Consider the following 18,881-nt stretch of genomic DNA (forward strand, 5'->3'; position numbering starts at 1 on the left):
TGTCGCGCCCGGCTAAACAGCGCCTGATGTTCGGCCTCGCCAATCCGCAGCGCTTCATGGCCTTCACCCGGCCCCTGGTCCCCCTTCTGTGGGCGGCGGCGGGCGTGCTGCTGGCGCTGGGCGCCTGGTTCAGCTTCACCGCGCCCGAGGACTATCAGCAGGGCGACACGGTCAGGATCATGTTCGTCCACGTGCCGGCCGCGACGCTGGGTCTTGGGGCCTATGCGGCGCTGGGCGTCTCCAGCTTCTTCGCCCTGGTGTTCCGCCACGCCCTGGCCGATGCGGCGGCCCGGGCGGCGGCGCTGCCCGGCGCGGCCTTCACCCTGCTGGCCCTGATCACGGGGTCGCTGTGGGGCAAGCCCATGTGGGGGACCTGGTGGGTGTGGGACGCGCGCCTGACCTCGGTCTTCATCCTGTTCCTGTTCTATCTCGGCTACATGGCCCTGCGCGCCGCCATCGACGACGAGGCCCGCGCCGCGCGAAGCGCCGCCGTGCTGGGCCTGGTCGGCCTGATCAACCTGCCCATCGTTCGCTTCTCGGTGGACTGGTGGAACACGCTTCACCAGCGCGCCTCGCTTATCCGCGCCGACGGACCCAGCATCGACGGCGCCTTCCTGCCCGCCCTTCTGACCATGATGGCCGCCTACGGGGCGCTGTTCCTGGCGCTCTGGATCACGGGCATCCGCACCGAGGTGGACCGCCGCAGGGTGGTCGCCGCCCGCGCCCGCGCCGCCGCCGGAGCCTGACCATGCCTGATTTCGACATGGGCCGTTACGCCGCCTTCGTCTGGCCCGCCTGGGGGATCAGCCTGATCGTGCTGGGCGCCCTGGCCGCCCGCGCTCTCATCGCCGCGCGCCGCTGGCGCCGAGAGGCCGAGAAGCTGGACCAGGAGCGTCCGCGTTGAAGCGGCTGGTGCTGTTTCTGCCGCTGGCGGCGCTCGCGGCCCTGGCGGCCCTGTTCGTCTTCTTCTCGCTCAAGCGCGATCCCACCTATCGCCCGGACGAACTGGTCGGCAGACCCCTGCCCGCCATCGCCCTTGAACCCTTGGGCGAAGGCCCGCCGCAACGCCTGATCGATACGGTCGAGGGTCAGCTGACCGTGGTCAATCTGTTCGCCTCCTGGTGCGTGCCTTGCCGGGTCGAGCACCCCCAGCTGACCGCGCTCCAGACGCGCGGCGTGCGCGTGGTGGGCGTCGCCTACAAGGACCGGCCCGAGGCGACCCGGGCCTTTCTGGCCGAGCTGGGCGATCCCTTCGCCGTGGTGCTGACCGATCCGGAGGGGCGCGCGGGGCTGGAGCTGGGGATCACCGGCGTGCCCGAGACCTTCGTCGCCGGGCCGGACGGCACGGTGCTGGCCAAGGCGTCGGGGCCCCTCGTCTCCGAAGCGGACGTCTCCAACCTGCTGGAACAGGCGAGGGCGGAGCAGGCGCGGCGCCAGTCCGAAAGGTCGCGTTAACCCTATTTTTGCCGGCCCGAGGCAAGCATCGGTCATGACGCCGATCCGCCCGCAGATGTTCACGCCGCCGCAGGCAGCCGGCGCGGCCCCGCCGAACCCAGCCGCCTTGAGCCCGGCCCTGGATCGTGCGCGCGAGGCCCAGCGCGCCTTCTTCGCCCAGGCCCTCGGCCAGGCGGCTCCGGCCGCCGCGCCCCCGGCCCAAGGCACGGTTCAGCCGGCCGCTACGGCCCCGGCGGCTTCGGGCCAGCCCGCGCGGGACATGCGCCCAGGCTCGCTGCTCGACATCAGGGTTTAGGTCGAAATCGGTCCAGCGGACCGCGCTTCGTCTGGTCTCAGACTCGGCCCGGGATCTAGGCGGCGTCCGCCTTCAGCGCGACCTTGGCCGCCTTGGCCTTCTTTTTCTTGGGCTTGGCGGCCTTTTCCGGCTTGGCCTCGGCCGGTTCACAGACCAGGGCCAAGAGACGCAGGAAGCCCTCGCGCTTGCCGCGCGGTAGCGCCTCCAGAATGCGTCGGTCCGCCGCCGCCGCGCGCGGCTTCAGGCTCTCCAGCGCGGCCAGGCCCTCGGCCGTCAGCGTCACCGTCTTGGCCCGGGCGTCACTCGCCGAGCGTTCCTGCAGCACAAGACCCCGCGCCTTCATGCGCGACACCAGCTCGGCCAGGGTCGAGCGGTCGATGCCCGTGGCCGCCACCAGATCGGTCTGGGTCAGGCCGGGTCGCTCCGCGCAGGCCGACAGCACGGCGAACTGCCTTTGGCTGGGGGCGTCGGCGCCCGCCTCCTCCGCATAGAGATCGAGGGCCCGCTGCAGCGCCCGGTGCAGCAGGTGGCTGTGCGAGCGGTCCAGCCCCTCTGGGCCCTTGCGCTTCTTGTCCTTGGCCATGATCGATCCCCCGTACGCTCTAGCCGCCTTAGCAGCCGCGCATTGCGGAATGACGACAGGCGTTCAGCAGGCGGATGAAAGCGTCCGGATCAAAGACCTGTGTCGGGCGAGGGCGGGGGCTCGGCCACAGCGGCCTTCATCTGCTTCATGATGAAGGGCACCTGGGCCAGTCCGAAGACGGCGGCGGCGAACCACAGCACCATGCGGAACTGCATCCACTGGTCTTCCGAGCCCAGGTTGCGCACCACCTCGTTGGCGATGGCCACGACCAGGAAATAGAACCCATAGCGGATCGTCAGGGTGCGCCAGGCCGCGTCTGGCAGGGTCAGGGCGCCGTCCAGCAGGGCCTTGAGCGGGTTCTTGCCCAGGAGCACGCCGCCGAACAGGGCCGCCGCCAGCATGCCGTTCAGCACGGTCAGCTTGATCTTCACGAACTCGGCGTTGTGGAAGATCAGGGTCAGGGCCCCGAAAACCAGGGCGAAGACCCCGGTGATCAGCGGCATCAGGGCCAGCCGGCGCTCGACCCGCCACCCCACCAACAGGGCGAGGATGGAGGCGCCGACCAGCACCCAGGTGGCCTGAATCATGGCCTCGGCCTGCTCCACCCCCCGGACGCGCAGGAAGATGAACGATCCCATGAAGGCCAGGAGCGCCCCGAAATCGACCGCCGAGCGGATGCCCCGCGCCTTGGGATTGTCGACAGGCTGGCTCATCGGCCGGTTCCTTCGTCTTCGAGCCCGGCCAGCGAGCGGGCGAAGGCCCGCGCGTCGAACGGTTGCAGATCCTCGATCCCCTCGCCCACCCCGATCAGCTTGATCGGCGCGTCCGAGGCGTTGGCCACCGGCACCAGCACTCCGCCGCGCGAGGTGCCGTCCAGCTTGGTCATCACCAGACCCGATACGTAAGCCGTGCGTCCGAAGATCTGTTCCTGGGCCAGCGCATTGCGGCCGACCGTGGCGTCCAGCACCAGCAGCACCTCGTGCGGCGCCTCCGGATCGATCTTCTTGAGGACGCGAATGATCTTGAGCAACTCGTCCATCAGGGCCTGCTTGTTCTGCAAACGCCCGGCGGTGTCGATCAGCACCACGTCGTAGTTCTCGGCCCGCGCCTTTTCATAGGCGTCATAGGCCAGACCGGCCGCGTCAGCCCCGTCAGAACGGCTTTCGAAGTCCGCCCCCGCGCGCTCGGCCCAGATGCGCAGCTGGCCCACGGCCGCGGCGCGGAACGTGTCCCCGGCCACCACCATGACCTTGGCCCCCTTGCGGGTCAGGTCGGCGGCGATCTTACCGAGGGTCGTGGTCTTGCCCGAGCCGTTCACGCCCACGAACAGCACCACGAAGGGCTTGGGCCCGGACAGGGGATCGAAGCTGGCCTCGTTGGGCTTCAGCTCCTCGGCCACGGCCTGGGCCAGGGCCTCCTTGATCTCGCGGTCGTCCGACGCCTTGCCGAAGCGCAGCTCGCCGATGCGCGCGGCGATGCGCGCCGCCGCCGCCGGGCCCAGGTCCGCCTCGATCAGCTGCTCCTCCAGCGCCTCCAGCGCGGCGGTGTCCAGCGGCTGTTTCACAAAAGCGCCGACCACCTCCTCGGTGATCTGCCGCGAGCTCTTCGACAGGCCTTCGGTGAGGCGGGCGAACCAGCCCTTCTTCGGTTGATCGGTCATGCAGCGTCCTTAGCGCCCGCCGGGGCGCAGGTCACGCGGCCCGCTCACGCCGCCAGGCCCACGAGCGCGCGGCCCAGCGCCCGCTGCCCGTCGTGGCCGGTGATCTCCAGGGCCATCAGCTCACCCGCCGACCGTGTTTCAGGGGCGGCGATCTCGGTGAAGTCGGGGGCGCGGGCGACCCCGGGCCGCTCGACCAGAGCCTCGAGCACGCGGCCGGTCTGGCGCTCCAGGTGCGCCGCCTGGACCCGGGCGGCGACCTCGCGCAGGGCGGCGGCCCGCGCCTTGACCACCTCGCGCGGCAGTTGGGGCATGCGCGCCGCCGGCGTCATGGGCCGGGGGCTGTAGGGGAAGACGTGCAGCCAGCTGAGGCCCGCCGCCTCGGGCAGGGAAAGCAGGTTGGCGAAGGCCTCCTCGCTCTCGGTCGGGAAGCCGGCGATCAGGTCGGCGCCGAAGGCCACGTCGGGCCGCACCGCCCGCACCTGCTCCACCAGCCTGAGCGCGTCGGCGCGCAGATGCCGTCGCTTCATCCGCTTCAGGATCAGGTCGTCGCCATGCTGCAGCGACAGATGCAGATGCGGCATGAGCCGCTCTTCTTCAGCCAGGCAGCCCAGCAGGTCTTCGTCGATCTCGGCCGCGTCGATGGATGACAGGCGCAGGCGCGGCAGGTGCGGGACCAGCTTCAGCACCCGAGAAACCAGATTGCCCAGGGTCGGCGTTCCCGGCAGGTCCGCGCCCCAGCTGGTCAGGTCGACCCCGGTCAGCACCACCTCCTTCACGCCCTGGTCGGCCTGGGCCCGCACCCGCTCCACCACCTCGCCGGCGGGGGCCGAGCGGCTGTTCCCCCGGCCATAGGGAATGACGCAGAAGGTGCAGCGGTGATCACAGCCGTTCTGGATCTCCACATAGGCGCGCACGCGTTCGCCGGGCGGGGGCGTCAGGTCGCCGGCGATGTGCGAGGCGGTCTCGCGCACGCTCATCACATCGTCCACGCGCACGCGCGGCGCCTCAAGCGTCAGCCGATAGGCGCCGGGCCGGGTCTTGTCGCCGTTGCCCACCACGCGGCTGACCTCCGGCATGGCCATGAAGCCGTCCGGGTCCACCTGGGCCGCGCAGCCGGTGACGATGATCGGAGCGTCGGGGCGGTCCCGCCGCGCCTTGCGGATGGCTTGACGCGCCTGGCGCACGGCCTCGGCGGTGACCGCGCAGGTGTTGACCAGCACCGCATCAGACAGGCCGTCGGCCTCGGCCCGGGCGCGCATCAGGTCGCTTTCGTGGGCGTTGAGCCGGCAGCCGAAGGTGAGAACCTCCAGGCTCATGCCGCCACGCCGGGCAGGACGCCGGCGCCCTCAACCTCAACGGGGCCGGTCATCAGCACATGGCCGTCGACCTCGCGCCAGTCGATGAACAGCTCGCCGCCGTCCACCTGAACGGTCGCGGCGCGGCCGGTCAGGCCACGCCGGTGCGCGGCCACCAGGGCGGCGCAGGCGCCGGTCCCGCAGGCCTTGGTCAGGCCCGCCCCGCGCTCCCACACCCGCAGACGGATCCGGTCCGGCCCCAGGACGTGGGCAAAGCCGACATTGACCCCTTCCGGGAACAGAGGGTGGCGCTCCAGAAGCGAGCCCGCCCCTTTCACGAAGCCGTCGTCCGGCGTGTGATCCAGAAAGAAGACCACGTGCGGATTGCCCATGGAGACGGCGCCGGGCGTGTGGGCCACGGGCGCGTCGATAGGGCCGAACTGCAGCTCAATCCCGCGCGTGTCCATCTCTTCGGCCAGCGGAATCTCGTTCCAGGCCAGCCGGGGCGCGCCCATATCGACCGTGACCCGCCCCTCGCCCGCCGCCCGGGCCAGGGTCGGCCCGCCCAGGGTGTCGATGCGGACCTCGGCCTGGCCGGTCGCCTGGACCGCCAGCCAGCCCACGCAGCGCAGGGCGTTGCCGCAGGTCTCGACCTGTCCGCCGTCGGCGTTCCACACGCGCATGAAGACGTCCGCTGTCTGGGACGGCTCCAGCGCGATCAGCTGGTCGCAGCCGACGCCCGTGGCCCGATCGCAGATGGCCCGCACCTGATCGGGCGTGGGGCTGAAGGCGCGCGCGCGGGCGTCGACCACGACAAAGTCGTTGCCGGCCCCGTTCATCTTCACATAGGAGGTCCGCGCCATCGGCCGACATATAAGGGAAATCGTGGCCTTCGTCAGACCGGCGCGTTATGCGGGGTCATGAAGGCCGCCGAACAGGACGGGAAGGGTCTGCGACTGCGCGCGCGCTTGCGGGCGCTGTATCACGGCTCGTCGCCCGCGGCCGTGCGTTTCCGGTTCGGCGTCATCATCGTCGACCTGGCGATCATCGCCTTCTTCATCGCCGCGCCGATCCTGCGCGACTACGGCTGGGCCTTCTACACGCTGGACATTCTGGTGCTGCTGCTGCTCAGCGCCGACCTGGCCGCCCGGGCCATCGCCTGGGGCGGGCTGAGAGACTTCCTCAAGCGGCCGATCGTCTGGGTCGACCTGTTCGTGCTTTTGACCCTGCTGTTCCCGGACGCCCTGTTCAATCTGGGCTTCCTGCGCGTGCTGCGTCTGTGGACCCTGATCCACAGCGAGTTCTTCTGGCGCACCGTGGGCCGGCGCTACGACGACACGCGCATCGAGGAGATCGTCAAGACGGCCGGAACGCTGGTCACCTTTGTCTTCGTGGTGACGGGCTTCGTCTACACCAGCTTCATCGGCCGCTACGAGGGCATCTCGGGCTATGTGGACGCCCTCTATTTCACCGTCACCAGCCTGACGACCACGGGCTATGGCGACATCCTCCTGCCCGGGGTCTGGGGGCGCCTGCTGTCCATTGTGATCATGCTGGCGGGGGTCAGCCTGTTCATCCGCCTGATCCAGACCATGCTGCGGCCCCACAAGGTGCTGCACCCTTGCCAGACCTGCGGACTTCAGCGCCACGACCCGGACGCCGTGCACTGCAAGGCCTGCGGCCAGATCCTGGATATTCCGAACGACGACTAGGGATCAGCCGCAGGTCGTCCGACGGCGGGCGTCCAGCTTGAACTGCGGCGTCCATCCGCCCTGGCCGTCAGACACATACTGGGTCCGCGTCCAGCTTCCATCAGCGTGGACCTCGAACTCGGCTTTCCATTCAGGGCTTGGAGCAGGATGGGCCTGCCACATGACCATGCGGCCATCGCGCATCTCGGACGGAAGGTCCTGGACCTGGGGCTGGGCCGTGGTCATCCACATGTTCGACCAGCGTCCGTTGGCGGCGTCCCACATGCGCACGTTGTAGCCCAGCACGCTGGGTCCCGAGGCTCCCTCCGGGATCGCGCCAAACCATTCGTCAGCGATAGCATGACCGTCCAGGACCCAGCGGCCGACCCAGCGGGCCCTGAGAACGCGATCGCCCCAACGTTGATCCTCGGGGCGCCAGAAGCGCATCTGAATCTCATGGTCGCCAATCAGGAAGGCGTACTGATCCAGTTCGGCCGGCGCGTCGGCGGTGCGGCTTCCGAAATCGCAGCCTGAGGCGGACAGGGCGGCGGCGGCGATCAGGGCTGCGAACATGGGTTCCTCCATCCACGTGGGCCGCCATGATGGCTCCCGCGCGCGATGGAGGATTTCGTTTTCACCGCACCGGATGAAAGCGGCTGTCTCAGGCTTGGGGCGTGGAGACCCGCATCAGCACCAGCCCGCCCACGATCAGCGCCGCCGCCAGCACCTGCAGCGCGTTCAGCCGCTCGTGCAGCACCAGCACCCCGACGATGAGCGCGCCGACGGCGCCGATGCCCGTCCAGACGCTGTAGGCCACGCCCATGGGCAGGGTCTTCATCGAGACGCCGAGCAGGGCGAAGCTGATCCCCATGAAGCCCAGCGTCGCCACGCTGGGCCACAGGCGGGTGAAGCCCGCCGACTGCTTCATGAAATAGGCCCAGACGACCTCGAACAGACCGGCGACGACGAGCAGGAGCCAGGCCATGACAGCCTCCTTCCAACCAGACGCCGGGCCGTCCCGGACTTCAGACCTTCGGCTTACGAAGGCGGGGACGTGGCCCCTTGTTCCGCCGTCTAGGACGCCGCCGCTTCCGAGGCCTGTTCGGCCAGGATGGTCAGGCCCTGGGGGGTCACGTCGGCGAAGCCGCCCTTGACCTCGAAGACGCGGGTGCGGTTCCCGTCGCGCACGGTGACGGGCCCTTCGCGCAGGGCGGTCATGAAGGGCGCATGGCCGGGCAGGACGCCGAAGTCGCCCTCAACGCCCGCCGCGTCGACCTGATCGACCTCGCCGGAGAAGACCTCGCGCTCGGGCGCGACCAGGGAGAAGTGCAGTTTTCCGGCCATCAACTCTTATCCTTCTCTACCCGCTCGTCCCCGCGGAAGCGGGGATCCAGACCTTTCCAGAGACCACAGCGTCCGGCTGGACAGAACTGGGTTCCCGCTTTCGCGGGAATGAGCGGATGAAATCCGTCCGCCCTTACGCCTCGGCCGCCAGCTTCTGGGCCTTCTCGACCGCCTCGTCGAAGCCGCCGACCATGTAGAAGGCCTGTTCCGGCAGGGCGTCGCCCTCGCCGTCGCAGATGCGCTTGAACGACGAGATGGTCTCTTCCAGCGAGACGAACTTGCCCGGCGAGTTGGTGAACTGCTCGGCCACGAAGAAGGGCTGCGACAGGAAGCGCTGGATCTTGCGGGCGCGGGCCACGGTCAGCTTGTCCTCTTCGGACAGCTCATCCATGCCCAGGATGGCGATGATGTCCTTGAGCGCGCGATACTGCTGCAGGATTTCCTGCACGCGGCGGGCCACGGCGTAGTGCTCGTCGCCGATCACCAGCGGGTCCATGATCCGGCTGGTGGAGTCCAGCGGGTCCACGGCCGGGAAGATGGCCTGGGCGGCGATGTCGCGGCTGAGCACGGTCGTGGCGTCCAGGTGGGCGAAGGAGGTGGCCGGGGCCGGGTCGGTCAGGTCGTCGGCGGGCACGTAGATGGCCTGGACCGAGGTGATCGAGCCCTTGTTGGTGGAGGTGATCCGCTCCTGCAGGTTGCCCATCTCGGTGGCCAGGGTGGGCTGATAGCCCACGGCCGAGGGAATGCGGCCCAGCAGAGCCGACACTTCCGAGCCGGCCTGGGTGAAGCGGAAGATGTTGTCGACGAACAGCAGCACGTCCTTGCCTTCCTCGTCGCGGAAGTACTCGGCGATGGACAGGCCGGTCAGCGCCACGCGGGCGCGGGCGCCGGGGGGCTCGTTCATCTGGCCGTAGACCAGGGCGCACTTGGAGCCCTCGGTGGAGCCGTTGTTCTTGGCCGGGTCCACGTTCACGTTGGACTCGATCATCTCGTGATAGAGGTCGTTGCCCTCACGCGTGCGCTCGCCGACGCCGGCCAGCACGGAGTAGCCGCCGTAGGCCTTGGCGATGTTGTTGATCAGCTCCTGCATGGTCACGGTCTTGCCGACGCCCGCGCCGCCGAACAGGCCGATCTTGCCGCCCTTGGTGTAGGGGCAGAGCAGGTCGATGACCTTGATGCCCGTGACCAGAATCTCGGCCGAGGTGGACTGCTCCTCGAAGGAGGGCGCCTCCTTGTGGATCGGGCGATACATGTCGGTCTTGATCGGACCGGCCTCGTCGATGGGGTCGCCCACCACGTTCATGATGCGGCCGAGCGTGCCCGGGCCCACGGGCGCCATGATGGGCTCGTTCGTGTTCACGACCGGCTGGCCGCGCACGAGGCCTTCAGTGGTGTCCATGGCGATGGTGCGCACGGTGTTCTCGCCCAGGTGCTGGGCCACTTCCAGCACCAGGCGGAAGGGCTCGCCCGTGCGCTGGTCGGTGTTGGTCGTCTCCAGCGCCGTCAGGATGGCGGGCAGATGGCCGACCTCGAACTCGACATCGACGACGGCGCCGATGACCTGGACGATGCGGCCCGTGGCCTCGCCGGAGGCGACGGCGGCGGTGTTGGCCGCAGCCTTCTTGGGGGCGGCGGGCTTGCGGGTGGAAGGCTTCTTGGCGGCGGTGGCGGTGGCCATGGCTTCGGTCCGTTTCTTCAGGTCGTCGTGCGGGCGGTAAGGGTGTTCGTCAGAGCGCTTCGGCGCCGGAGATGATCTCGATCAGCTCCTTGGTGATCTGCGCCTGACGCTGGCGGTTGTAGGAAAGGGTCAGCGCCGCGATCATGTCGCCGGCGTTGCGGGTGGCGTTGTCCATGGCCGTCATCTGCGAGGCGTAGAAGCCGGCCTGATTCTCGAGCAGGGCCGACAGAACCTGGGTCGTCAGGTTGCGCGGCAGCAGGGTCTCGAGGATTTCCTCTTCCGAGGGTTCGTACTCATAGGCGGCGCCGCCCAGGTCGATGGGGGCGGCTTCGCCCTCGACCGCGGCGGGGATCAGCGGGCGGCGGCTGGGCTGCTGGCTGATGACCGACTTGAAGCGGCTGTAGAAGAGCGTGACCACGTCGGCCTCGCCGGCCTCGAAGCGGCGGGCGATCTCCTCGGCGATCGGCTGGGCCGTCTCCAGGTTGACGGTGCGCGAGCCCGACAGATCGAAGCTCTGCACGATCTGGCCCGGGAACATGCGCTGCAGAGGCGCCACGGCCTTCTTGCCGACGGTCAGGATCGCCACCTGCTTGCCCTGGGCCTGCAGGGTCTCGATGTGCTCCTTGGCGGCGCGCACGATGGATGACGAGAAGCCGCCCGCCAGGCCGCGGTCGGCGGCCGAAACGACCACTAGATGCTTCTGGTCGCGGCCCGTGCCCTTCAGCAGGACCGGCCCGCCCTCGCCCGTGATCCCGGCGGCCAGATTCGAGATGACCGAGGCCATCCGTTCGGCGTAGGGGCGCGCGTTCTGGGCCGCGTCCTGGCTGCGGCGCAGCTTGGCGGCGGCGACCATCTGCATGGCCTTCGTGATCTTCTGCGTGGCTTTCACGCTTCCGATCCGATTGCGCATGTCCTTCAGGCTGGCCATGTCGGCTCCGTGTTCGTGTCCCGGGGTCTAACGGCTCAGGCGAAGGTCTTCTGGAGGTCGTCCAGGATCGACTTCAGCTGGGTTTCCAGATCAGGCGTCAGCGTCTTGCCGGTGCGGACCGCGTCCAGCCAGTCGGTGTGGCTGGTGCGCAGGCGCGACAGCAGGGCCTGTTCGAAGCGGCCCACGTCCTTGGTGGCGATGCCGTCCAGATAGCCGCGGGTGCCGGCGTAGATCACCGCCACCTGCTCCTCCACCGCCAGCGGCGCGTACTGGGGCTGCTTCAGCAGCTCGGTCAGACGCTCGCCGCGGGCCAGTAGCTTCTGGGTCGAGGCGTCCAGGTCCGAGCCGAACTTGGCGAAGGCGGCCATCTCCCGGTACTGGGCCAGCTCGCCCTTAATCGGTCCGGCGACCTGCTTCATGGCCTTGATCTGGGCCGAGGAGCCCACGCGCGACACCGAGATGCCCACGTTCACGGCCGGACGGATGCCCTGATAGAAGAGGTCCGTCTCAAGGAAGATCTGGCCGTCGGTGATCGAGATCACGTTGGTCGGAATGTAGGCCGACACGTCGTTGGCCTGGGTCTCGATGACCGGAAGGGCCGTCAGCGAACCGGCGCCGTTGTCCTCGTTCAGCTTGGCGGCGCGCTCCAGCAGGCGGCTGTGCAGATAGAAGACGTCGCCCGGATAGGCTTCGCGGCCCGGCGGACGGCGCAGCAGCAGCGACATCTGACGATAGGCGACGGCCTGCTTGGACAGGTCGTCATAGATGATCAGGGCGTGCATGCCGTTGTCGCGGAACCACTCGCCCATGGCGCAGCCGGCGAAGGGCGCCAGGAACTGCAGCGGGGCGGGTTCGGACGCCGTGGCCGAGACCACGATGGTGTAGTCCAGCGCGCCGTTGTCCTCGAGGGTCTTGACGATCTGGGCCACGGTCGAACGCTTCTGACCGATGGCCACATAGATGCAGTAGAGCTTGGCGCTCTCGTCGTCGCCCTGGTTGACCTTCTTCTGGTTCAGGATGGCGTCGACGGCCACGGCGGTCTTTCCGGTCTGGCGGTCGCCGATGATCAGTTCGCGCTGGCCGCGGCCGATCGGGATCAGGGTGTCGATGGCCTTCAGGCCCGTCTGCACCGGCTCGTGCACCGACTTGCGGGGAATGATGCCGGGGGCCTTCACGTCGACGCGGCGGCGCTCGGTGGCCTGGATCGGACCCTTGCCGTCGATGGGCTCGCCCAGCGGGTTGACGACGCGGCCCAGCAGGCCCTTGCCGACCGGCACGTCCACGATCTCGCCCAGGCGGCGGGCTTCGTCGCCCTCGGAGATTTCAGCGTCGGAGCCGAAGATAACGACGCCGACGTTGTCGCGCTCCAGGTTCAGGGCCATGCCCTTCACGCCGGCCTTGGGGAACTCGACCATTTCACCGGCCTGAACCTGGTCCAGGCCGTGGATGCGGGCGATGCCGTCGCCCACCGACAGCACGGTGCCCACGTCCGACACGTCGGCTTCTTCGCCGAAGTTGGCGATCTGGGACTTCAGGATGGCCGAGATTTCGGCGGCGCGGATGTCCATGGCTGGCTCTTTTCGTCTGGTCCTGGCCGGTTGGGGCCGTACGGCGAAGGTCTGGTCGTTGAAGGGGTGGATCAGGCTCGCTTGAGGGCGAACTTCATCTGGTCGAGGCGGGTCTTCAGGCTGGCGTCATAGAGGCGCGAGCCGATCTTGATCTTGAGGCCGCCGAGCAGGGCGGGATCGACCCGAAGCGACAGCTCCGGATCCTTGCCGAGCGCCTGGCGAAGGGCGCTGGTCACCTGGGCCAGCTGGGCGTGAGACAGGGCGGCGGCGCTGGTCACCTCGGCGGAAACGACGCCGGTGTGGGCGGCCCACTTCTTCTCGAAGCTGGCGATGACGCCCGGCAGGGCGCCGGCGCGGCCGTTCTGGGCCAGCAGACCCAGGAACTTGGCCGTGGTCATGGTTGAGCCGCGGGCGGCGGCCACGGCCACCAGGCCCCTGCCCTTGTCCTCGGAAGAAAAGGTCGGCGAGCCGATCAGACGGCGCAGGTCCGCGCTGCCGTCCAGGGCGGCCTTCAGCCCCTTCAGATCGGCGCGCACGGCGTCCAGCGCGCCCTCTTCCAGGGCGAGGTCGAACAGCGCCTGGGCGTAACGTTCGCCCACTTCGCTCGTCTTGAAGTCGTCAGCCACGCTTGGTCCGCCCATCAGGGTGTGGTTCACGAGACCCGTCGCGGCAGGAACCGCGACGGCTAAAGGCTTGAGCTGCCAGAGAAAAGCACGTTCGGAGGCGATCCTTGCGAACCACCCCGCCCGAAGCCGCGCGCCTGATAGCACTGAAGTTTCCGGGGGGCAACCGGAGCGACGGCGGAGTCACACGTTCTGGAAGTCGACGCCGTCCAGCGATGCAAGGCCGGTCCATTCCGTAATCGATACGCGAAACGTGCCGTCGAAGCGGGTGGTCCAGACGGGCGACCTGAGGCCGCCGTCCCGCTCGCTCAAGGGGCCCAGCACCGTGCCGTGCTCCGCGTCAAATGCGGCGAAGTGGACGGGCTCGCCCTGGTGGTTCAGGCGATACCACATGAGCCGGCGCCCGTCGGGGCGGTACAGCTCCAGGCGCCCGTCGGCGCCCAGGCGCGGCGTCAACTGGGGGTCGCGGTGCGCCAGGCGCCAGATGTTTCGATAGACATGGGCCTCCCACCAGTCGAGGTCGCCGCGCACCTGCTCGGGCGTCATAGGGCCGGCCGGCCGGATCTCGCTGCGCCGCACGCCGCGCTCGCCGTCAATGACGCGGGCCCTGTCCATGGCGGCGCTACGGCCCATCAGGCGCATGCGCGGGCGGGCCAGGTCCATCAGGATGAGATTGTCGTAGGGCTCCTCGACCTCGGTCTCATAATGACGCGCGGCGATGCGCAGGCCCGAGATGCGCCGCCACGCCTCCGCGCCTCCCGTGGCGTCGACAAGGCGCATGGCGGCGGCCCAGCCCTCGCTATCGCTTGCGTGGACGGTTCCAGCCGTCGCCAGGACGGCCCCGGCGCCCAGCATCATCTCGCGGCGGTTCGGCATGGCGGCGTCCTGAAATCCTTCGTTCCGCATCAAACACGGAACGGCCGGGGTCCAAAGGACCGGGCTTGCCAAGCCCGGGCTTCGTCCCGATAGAGGCGAGGCCCCCTCATTTCGGAGACCCGCTCGTGGACGCCATCCTGCCGTTGCTGTCCGATCCCGCCGCCTGGGCCGCCCTCGTGACCCTCGTGATCATGGAGGTGGTGCTCGGCATCGACAATCTGATCTTCATCTCGATCCTGTCGAACAAGCTGCCCGAGCATCAGCGCCAGCGCGTGCGCCGCATCGGCATCGGCCTGGCCCTGATCATGCGCCTGGCGCTGCTGTCGATCATCGCCTGGCTGGTGGGCCTGACCCAGACGGTCTTCGACCTGGGGATCAGCGGCGGAACGGGCCCCCACGGAGAGCCCACCTTCGAGACGGCCTTCTCGTGGAAGGACCTGATCCTGATCGCCGGCGGCCTGTTCCTGGTCTGGAAGGCGACCAAGGAGATCCACCACACGGTCGATCCCGTGCCCAGCAAGAACCACGACCTGCTCGACAAGAAGGATGTGCTGATCGCCAACGCCGGGTCCGCCATCTTCCAGATCATTCTTCTGGACCTGGTCTTCTCCATCGACTCCATCCTGACGGCCATCGGCATGACCGATCACCTGCCCATCATGGTGGTGGCGGTCTTGGCCGCCGTGACCGTGATGCTGCTGGCGGCCGATCCGCTGGCCAACTTCATCGCCAAGAACCCCACCGTGGTCATGCTGGCCCTGGGCTTCCTCCTGATGATCGGCATGGTGCTGATCGCCGACGGTTTCGGCGTGCATGTGCCCAAGGGCTATATCTATACGGCCATGGCCTTCTCGGCCGGGGTGGAGGCGCTGAACATCTGGTCGCGCAAGTCCGCCGCAAGGAAGGCCGCGAACGGTGACGCGGGCGGCCACTGAGCCGCCCGCCGAGTCGCCCCGCGCCGGCGTCGGCTGCGTGGTCCTGGACGCCCGGGGCCGCGTGCTGCTGATCCGGCGGCGGCGCCCGCCCGAGGCCGGCTGCTGGGGCATACCCGGCGGCAAGCTTGATTTCGCAGAGCCGCTCAAGGCCGCGGCCGCCCGCGAGCTTCACGAAGAGACGGGCTTGATCGCCCGCGGCATGCGCCTGCTCACGGTCTGCGAACAGTTTGACGGAGGCCATTGGGTCTCGCCCATCTATCGGGTGTCGGGCTTCGAGGGCGAGGCCAGGCTGATGGAGCCGGACAAGCATGCCGGCCTGAGCTGGTTCGATCCGGCCGACCCGCCCCAGCCGCTCACCGCCGCGGCGCGCGCGGCCCTCGCCGCCCTGGCGGCTAGCCGCCCTGCACGTCCTGAATCTTGATGATCGCCGGGCCCAGGATGACCACGAACAGCACCGGCAGGAAGAACAGGATCATCGGCACGGTCAGCTTGGCCGGCAGGGCCGCGGCCTTCTTCTCGGCGGCCGACAGGCGCAGCTCGCGGTTCTCCTTGGCCATGACGCGCAGGGCCGTGCCCAGCGGCGTGCCGTACTTCTCGGCCTGGATCATGGCGGTGGCCACCGACTTCACGCCGGGATGGTTCGTGCGCTTGGCCAGGCCCTCATAGGCCTGGCGGCGGTCCGGCAGATAGGACAGCTCGGCGCCCAGCAGAGACAGCTCCTCGGCCAGTTCGATGGACCGGCCGCCGATCTCCTGGCTGACCTTCTGGATGGCCGCCTCGACGGACATGCCGCTCTCCACGCAGATCAGCAGCAGATCCAGCGCGTCAGGGAAGGCCTGCATGATCGAGGCGCGGCGCTTCTGGGCCACGTTCGAGACGTAGAGGTTAGGCGCGTAAAAGCCGATGACGAAGCCCGCCACGGTGGCCGTGATCCGCGACATGCCCGGCAGGCCGAAATCGTTGATGACGAACAGGTAGAAGGCCGTCACCGCCGCGAAGATGAAGGGCGTGGCGAAGCGGAAGAAGTAGAAGGTCGTGACCGGTCGCGGCCCCCGAAAGCCGGCCTGGGCCAGCTTGTCGATGACCTTGGGATCCTCCAGCAGCTTGGACAGGTTCAGCTGCTCGACCACGCGCTTCTTGAAGCCGTCGTCCGTGTGGCGAAGCCCGCCCTGGCCCTGCTGCATGGCCTGACGCGAGCGGCGGCGCAGCTCGTCCTTGCGCGCCGAGACCGCCTTCATGCGCTTTTCCAGGCCCGCGCCCTGGGCCAGCGGCGCCAGAAGGCCGAACAGGGTGGCGAAGGCGGCCACGGCCACCCCGATGGTCAGGAGGTTAAGCGGATCGGTGAGATACGACATCCAGCCCATGACCCGCCCCTAGAACTTGAACGAGATCATGCGCTTCATCGTGAAGACGCCTATGGACATCCAGAACACCGCGCCCAGCAGCATGACCTGCCCCCGCACGTCGGTGAACATCAGCATCATGTAGGCCGGGGTCGTGACCATGACCATGGCCATCACCGCCGGAGGCAGCGAGCCGATGATGCCGGCCGACGCCGTCGCCTCGGACGACAGGGCCTTGATCTTCTCGGCCATCAGCTTGCGCGAGCGCAGCACGGTCGACAGGTTCGCCAGCGCCTCGGCCAGGTTGCCGCCCGTCTTCTGCTGGATGGCGATGACGATGGTGAAGAAGCGCAGCTCCGGCGTGGGCATGCGCACGTACATCTTCTCCAGGGCCTGATCGAGCGGCACCCCCACGGCCACGTTCTCGATCAGCCGCTGGAACTCAGGCCCCAGGGGCGCGGGGCTCTCGCGGGCGATGATCTTCAGGCAGTCGTTGACCGGCAGGCCCGAGCGGATGCCGCGCACGATGATGTCCACCGCGTTGGCGAACTCGCCCGAGAACTTCTTCATGCGCCGCTTGGCCAGGAAGCCGATGACGAAGCGCGGCAGGCCCAGCGACAGGACGAAGGCGATGCCCAGCGCCAGAAGGGGAGGCAGGCTGAACAGCAGCGCCAGCAGACCCGCCGTCACGCCCACCACGGCCCAGATGATGCGGAAGGTGCGCGGCGACATGCCGATGCCGGCCTGCTTCAGCCGCGAGGCTAGGCTGAGGCGCACCTTGCGCTCCTTGCGGTCCGCGTCCTTCAGCTGATCGACGATCTGCTTTCTGCGGTCCTCGTGCTTTTCCTTGGCCGAGGGCTTGGCCTTGGCCTTCTGCTCGCCGCGCCGGGCGTTCATGGTCTGCACGCGCTTGACGGCCCGTTCGGCGCTGCCGCCCTCGGGCACCAGGGCGAAGCCGACGGCGGCGATGGTGACGAAGGCCAGAACGGCGGCGAGGATCGGCAGCATCGCCCCTACTCCGCCGCGTCCAGAGCTTCGGCCAGTTCCCGCTCCAGTCCGTAGTAACGGGCGCGATCCCAGAAGCGCGGGCGGGCGATGCCGGTCGAGCGGTGCCGGCCGATGATGCGGCCGTTCTCGTCCTCGCCGGTGATGTCGTAGAGGACCAGGTCCTGGGTAATGATGACGTCGCCTTCCATCCCCACCACCTCGGTGATGTGGGTGATGCGGCGCGAGCCGTCGCGCAGGCGGGCGGCCTGAACGATGACGTCCACCGAGCCGACGATCATCTCGCGGATGGTCTTGGAGGGCAGGCCATAGCCCCCCATGGTGATCATGGACTCGAGACGGCTGATGGCCTCGCGGGGGCTGTTGGCGTGCAGCGTTCCCATGGAGCCGTCGTGACCGGTGTTCATGGCCTGAAGCAGGTCGAAGGCCTCGGGCCCGCGCACCTCGCCGACGATGATCCGCTCGGGACGCATGCGCAGGCAGTTCTTGACCAGATCGCGCATGGTGATCTGGCCCTGACCCTCCAGGTTCGGCGGACGGGTCTCCAGGCGCACCACGTGCGGCTGCTGCAGCTGAAGCTCGGCGGCGTCCTCGCAGGTGATGACGCGCTCGGTCGGGTCGATGAAGGCCGTCAGCGTGTTCAGCAGCGTCGTCTTGCCCGAGCCCGTGCCGCCCGAGATGACCACATTGCATCGGCTGGCCCCGATGACGCCCAGCACCCGCGCCCCTTCCGGGCTGATGGAGTGGAACTCCACCAGGTTGCGCATGGTCAGCTTGTCTTTCTTGAACTTACGGATCGTCAGCGTCGGCCCGTCGATGGCCAGGGGCGGGGCGATGACGTTGACGCGCGAGCCGTCCGGCAGGCGGGCGTCGCAGATGGGGCTGCTCTCGTCCACGCGGCGGCCCACCTGGGACACGATCCGCTGGCAGATGTTCATCAGCTGGGTGTTGTCGCGAAAGCGGACATTGGTCAGCTGGACCTTGCCGCCCACTTCGATGAACACCCGACCGGCGCCGTTGACCATGATGTCGGCGATGTCGTCGCGGGCCAGCAGCGGCTCCAGCGGCCCATAGCCCAGCACGTCGTTGACGATGTCCTGGACCAGGTGCTCCTGCTCGGCCACCGACATGGAGACGTTCTTGATCGCCACCAGTTCGGCGACGATGTCGCGAATCTCCTCGGCCGCCTGTTTGGGATCCAGCTGGGCCAGCTGGGCCAGGTCGATGGTGTTGAGCAGGGCGTTGAAGATGGTCGTCTTCGTCGCGTGGTAATAGTCGCTCTGCTCACGGACGATCTCGGTGACCGCCTGGGCCTTCTGCAGCTGTTCGAACCCGGCCGTCTTGCGAGGGCCCTGGGCCTTAATCTGGGGCCGCGGCGCGGGAGCGGCGGCGGGATTAGGCACCGCGCCGCCCAGCTGTTCGGCGAAGGCTTGGGGCAGGACGTGGGGCTCGGCCGGCGGGGCGGGCTGAGCCTCCGGCTCGGGCTGCGGCGCGCGCGCCTGGGCGGACGCGGCGGCGGCCTGCGCGAAGGACGCGGGCTGGGCCGCGCCTTGCGGGGCGCCTGTCGCGCCGGTTGGCCGCTTGCCGAACACCTGTGGTCAG

At 68.7% G+C, this 18,881-nt stretch carries 23 protein-coding genes; 7 read left to right on the forward strand and 16 right to left on the reverse strand.

Annotation, left to right across the window (positions count from 1 at the left end):
* Positions 1-26: 26 nt before the first annotated feature.
* The 4 genes from ccmC to Q0812_RS05865 are packed head-to-tail and all read left to right on the forward strand — an operon-like array spanning position 27 to position 1,750.
* The gene (ccmC, locus tag Q0812_RS05850) at positions 27-746 is read left to right on the forward strand and encodes a heme ABC transporter permease CcmC (protein ID WP_302109378.1); all 720 of its coding nucleotides are present in this window, start codon (positions 27-29) and stop codon (positions 744-746) included.
* Between the two features lie 2 nt (positions 747-748).
* Positions 749-904 (forward strand): heme exporter protein CcmD, encoded by a 156-nt coding sequence (ccmD, locus tag Q0812_RS05855; RefSeq protein WP_302109379.1) that lies wholly within the window; start codon positions 749-751, stop codon positions 902-904.
* On the forward strand, positions 901-1,455 hold the full coding sequence (locus Q0812_RS05860) for a DsbE family thiol:disulfide interchange protein (RefSeq protein ID WP_302109380.1): 555 nt from the start codon (positions 901-903) through the stop codon (positions 1,453-1,455). The genes ccmD and Q0812_RS05860 overlap by 4 nt, the downstream gene beginning before the upstream one ends.
* Before the next feature lie 34 nt (positions 1,456-1,489).
* The gene (locus Q0812_RS05865; protein ID WP_302109381.1) at positions 1,490-1,750 is read left to right on the forward strand and encodes a hypothetical protein; all 261 of its coding nucleotides are present in this window, start codon (positions 1,490-1,492) and stop codon (positions 1,748-1,750) included.
* 55 nt (positions 1,751-1,805) lie between these two features.
* On the opposite strand, the gene Q0812_RS05870 is transcribed toward Q0812_RS05865, so the two are convergent.
* The 5 genes from Q0812_RS05870 to dapF all read right to left on the reverse strand — a co-directional run bounded on the left by Q0812_RS05870 (position 1,806) and on the right by dapF (position 6,151).
* Positions 1,806-2,333, reverse strand: coding sequence for a MarR family winged helix-turn-helix transcriptional regulator (locus tag Q0812_RS05870; protein ID WP_302109382.1), 528 nt, complete (start codon positions 2,331-2,333; stop codon positions 1,806-1,808).
* Positions 2,334-2,422: 89 nt separating this feature from the next.
* Entirely contained in the window at positions 2,423-3,046 is a 624-nt protein-coding gene (locus Q0812_RS05875; protein ID WP_302109383.1) for an inner membrane-spanning protein YciB, read from the reverse strand.
* On the reverse strand, positions 3,043-3,993 hold the full coding sequence (ftsY, locus tag Q0812_RS05880) for a signal recognition particle-docking protein FtsY (protein ID WP_302109384.1): 951 nt from the start codon (positions 3,991-3,993) through the stop codon (positions 3,043-3,045). The genes Q0812_RS05875 and ftsY overlap by 4 nt, the downstream gene beginning before the upstream one ends.
* 44 nt (positions 3,994-4,037) lie before the next feature.
* Entirely contained in the window at positions 4,038-5,309 is a 1,272-nt protein-coding gene (gene mtaB, locus Q0812_RS05885; RefSeq protein WP_302109385.1) for a tRNA (N(6)-L-threonylcarbamoyladenosine(37)-C(2))-methylthiotransferase MtaB, read from the reverse strand.
* Positions 5,306-6,151, reverse strand: a complete 846-nt coding sequence (dapF, locus tag Q0812_RS05890; protein WP_302109386.1) for a diaminopimelate epimerase — start codon at positions 6,149-6,151, stop codon at positions 5,306-5,308. The genes mtaB and dapF overlap by 4 nt, the downstream gene beginning before the upstream one ends.
* Positions 6,152-6,208: 57 nt before the next feature.
* On the opposite strand from dapF, the gene Q0812_RS05895 reads away from it, so the two are divergent.
* Positions 6,209-7,000 (forward strand): potassium channel family protein, encoded by a 792-nt coding sequence (locus Q0812_RS05895; RefSeq protein WP_302109387.1) that lies wholly within the window; start codon positions 6,209-6,211, stop codon positions 6,998-7,000.
* Between the two features lie 3 nt (positions 7,001-7,003).
* Here Q0812_RS05895 and Q0812_RS05900 read toward each other — a convergent pair whose 3' ends face one another.
* The 8 genes from Q0812_RS05900 to Q0812_RS05935 all read right to left on the reverse strand — a co-directional run bounded on the left by Q0812_RS05900 (position 7,004) and on the right by Q0812_RS05935 (position 13,996).
* A complete protein-coding gene (locus Q0812_RS05900) occupies positions 7,004-7,552 on the reverse strand; it encodes a hypothetical protein (protein ID WP_302109388.1) in 549 nt (182 codons plus the stop codon).
* Between the two features lie 88 nt (positions 7,553-7,640).
* Positions 7,641-7,964 (reverse strand): DMT family transporter, encoded by a 324-nt coding sequence (locus Q0812_RS05905; protein ID WP_302109389.1) that lies wholly within the window; start codon positions 7,962-7,964, stop codon positions 7,641-7,643.
* 89 nt (positions 7,965-8,053) lie between these two features.
* The gene (locus tag Q0812_RS05910; protein WP_302109390.1) at positions 8,054-8,323 is read right to left on the reverse strand and encodes an ATP synthase F1 subunit epsilon; all 270 of its coding nucleotides are present in this window, start codon (positions 8,321-8,323) and stop codon (positions 8,054-8,056) included.
* Positions 8,324-8,456: 133 nt separating this feature from the next.
* A complete protein-coding gene (atpD, locus tag Q0812_RS05915) occupies positions 8,457-10,001 on the reverse strand; it encodes a F0F1 ATP synthase subunit beta (protein ID WP_302109391.1) in 1,545 nt (514 codons plus the stop codon).
* 49 nt (positions 10,002-10,050) lie between these two features.
* Positions 10,051-10,929, reverse strand: coding sequence for a F0F1 ATP synthase subunit gamma (locus tag Q0812_RS05920; RefSeq protein WP_302109392.1), 879 nt, complete (start codon positions 10,927-10,929; stop codon positions 10,051-10,053).
* Positions 10,930-10,964: 35 nt separating this feature from the next.
* On the reverse strand, positions 10,965-12,497 hold the full coding sequence (gene atpA, locus Q0812_RS05925) for a F0F1 ATP synthase subunit alpha (RefSeq protein WP_302109393.1): 1,533 nt from the start codon (positions 12,495-12,497) through the stop codon (positions 10,965-10,967).
* Positions 12,498-12,568: 71 nt separating this feature from the next.
* A complete protein-coding gene (locus Q0812_RS05930; RefSeq protein WP_302109394.1) occupies positions 12,569-13,123 on the reverse strand; it encodes a F0F1 ATP synthase subunit delta in 555 nt (184 codons plus the stop codon).
* A 180-nt stretch (positions 13,124-13,303) separates the two neighbouring features.
* Positions 13,304-13,996 (reverse strand): hypothetical protein, encoded by a 693-nt coding sequence (locus Q0812_RS05935; RefSeq protein ID WP_302109395.1) that lies wholly within the window; start codon positions 13,994-13,996, stop codon positions 13,304-13,306.
* A gap of 125 nt (positions 13,997-14,121) precedes the next feature.
* On the opposite strand from Q0812_RS05935, the gene Q0812_RS05940 reads away from it, so the two are divergent.
* Both Q0812_RS05940 and Q0812_RS05945 read left to right on the forward strand, forming a co-directional pair.
* Positions 14,122-14,931: a TerC family protein gene (locus Q0812_RS05940; protein WP_302109396.1), complete on the forward strand. Its 810-nt coding sequence runs from the start codon at positions 14,122-14,124 to the stop codon at positions 14,929-14,931.
* Entirely contained in the window at positions 14,912-15,352 is a 441-nt protein-coding gene (locus Q0812_RS05945) for an NUDIX domain-containing protein (RefSeq protein ID WP_302109397.1), read from the forward strand. Before Q0812_RS05940 ends, Q0812_RS05945 begins: the two co-directional genes overlap by 20 nt.
* Here the strand turns inward: Q0812_RS05945 and Q0812_RS05950 are convergent.
* The 3 genes from Q0812_RS05950 to Q0812_RS05960 are packed head-to-tail and all read right to left on the reverse strand — an operon-like array spanning position 15,324 to position 18,871.
* The gene (locus tag Q0812_RS05950; protein ID WP_425281553.1) at positions 15,324-16,295 is read right to left on the reverse strand and encodes a type II secretion system F family protein; all 972 of its coding nucleotides are present in this window, start codon (positions 16,293-16,295) and stop codon (positions 15,324-15,326) included. The two genes, Q0812_RS05945 and Q0812_RS05950, sit on opposite strands and share 29 nt — an antisense overlap.
* Before the next feature lie 9 nt (positions 16,296-16,304).
* Positions 16,305-17,282 carry a type II secretion system F family protein gene (locus tag Q0812_RS05955; RefSeq protein ID WP_302109398.1) on the reverse strand — a complete coding sequence of 326 codons (978 nt, stop codon included), beginning with the start codon at positions 17,280-17,282 and terminating at the stop codon, positions 16,305-16,307.
* A gap of 5 nt (positions 17,283-17,287) precedes the next feature.
* A complete protein-coding gene (locus Q0812_RS05960; protein WP_302109399.1) occupies positions 17,288-18,871 on the reverse strand; it encodes a TadA family conjugal transfer-associated ATPase in 1,584 nt (527 codons plus the stop codon).
* Positions 18,872-18,881 lie beyond the last annotated feature (10 nt).

It is taken from the genome of Peiella sedimenti, assembly GCF_030504955.1.
Classification (GTDB): domain Bacteria; phylum Pseudomonadota; class Alphaproteobacteria; order Caulobacterales; family Caulobacteraceae; genus Brevundimonas; species Brevundimonas sedimenti.